A 1470-nucleotide genomic window follows, 5' to 3' on the forward strand; every position below is an offset into this window, starting at 1 on the left:
CCCCCTCCCCATCCTGACGACCGCCGCGGCAGTCCCGACACCCGAGACGCTGCCGCGTCCGACCCGCCGGGCGGGGTTCTAAGCTGGCGGGCATGCCAGGAGTGCCGCCGTCACGTTTCGCCTACCTCGGGCCGCCGGGATCGTTCAGCGAGGCGGCGCTGCGGCGGCTGCCCGCCGCCAGGCGGGGGACGACGATTCCCGTCAGCAGCATCCCGGATGCCCTCGACGCGGTGCGAGACGGCGACGTCGACGCGGCGCTCGTCCCGCTGGAGAACTCGCAGGAGGGCTCCGTCCCCGTCACCCTCGACGGACTCGTCGACGGCGCCCCGCTTCTCATCACCGCCGAGGTCGTCCTACCCGTCACCTTCGTCCTCGCGGTCGCGTCGAAGTCCACCCCGGTCGATCGAGTCGTCTCGCACCCGCACGCGATCGCCCAATGCCGATCATGGCTGCGCCGACACTATCCACAAGCGACCCTCGGTGAGGTCCTGTCGACGTCCGCCGCCGCGACCGCCGTCGCGAACGGCACCGAACCCGCCTGCGTGTGCTCCCCACTCGCCGCCGAACAACGCGGCCTGACCGTGATCGCCACCGACGTCGGCGACGGAGACCGCGCCGCCACCCGCTTCGCCCTCGTATCCCGCCCGGGACCAGCCGGGCCACCCACCGGCAACGACGTCACCTCACTCGTCGTCTACATCTCCCACGACAAGGTCGGCGCACTCGAATCGGTACTGACCCAACTGTCCGTCCGCGGCGTCAACCTCACCCGAATCGAATCCCGACCCACCGGCGAACGACTCGGCCGATACTCGTTCTACCTCGACTGCGCCGGACACATCAACGAACCCGGACTCGGAGAAGCGCTCATGGGTCTCCGCCGCGTCTGCGCCGACGTCCGATTCCTCGGCTCCTACCCCCGCGACGGCGACGACGGACCCGTCCCCGCGCCGATCGGCCTCGCCCGGCACGACTTCGCCGACGCCGTCACCTGGCTCCGGGGCCTCAGAGAAGCCGGCGCCTGACCACCGCACCATCCGACCCGTTATTGCCGGTAACAACACTGTGGGTGATCGTCGATGTGATGATGGGTGAGTGATCCGGCCCGACGATCCGGCGCCGGGCCCCGACTCGACAGCCGTCTTCGGACGGCTCGAACCGGGCGCCGCCGCCATGACCGACACCCAGGCGATGGCCGCCGTCGACGAAGACGACGCCGACGACGCCACGCCCCCACCACCGCCCACACCGCACTACCTCATCGCCGAACAACNCGGACCNGNCTTCGCCGGAGTCAACCTCCGCGCCCGCCTCGGCGACCTCGTCGCCGTCCTCGGCAACGCCGGAACCGGCCGAACCGCGCTACTCCTCGCCCTCGCCGGCCGCCTCACCTGCGCCACCGGAACGATCAGCGNCGGCGACGCCACCAACCCCCGCCGCATCCGCTCCCGCGTCGCCGTCGCCCAAGCC

The 1470-nt window shown here is 71.4% G+C and carries 1 protein-coding gene; it reads left to right on the top strand.

All coding sequences use genetic code 11. The features are described from left to right. Positions 1-92 precede the first annotated feature (92 nt). Positions 93-1025, top strand: coding sequence for a prephenate dehydratase (gene pheA, locus ACM9NP_RS23935; RefSeq protein WP_415649038.1), 933 nt, complete (start codon positions 93-95; stop codon positions 1023-1025). The last annotated feature ends 445 nt before the right edge of the window (positions 1026-1470 follow it).

Source organism: Stackebrandtia soli (assembly GCF_965137155.1).
GTDB classification, from domain to species: Bacteria; Actinomycetota; Actinomycetes; order Mycobacteriales; family Micromonosporaceae; genus Stackebrandtia; species Stackebrandtia soli.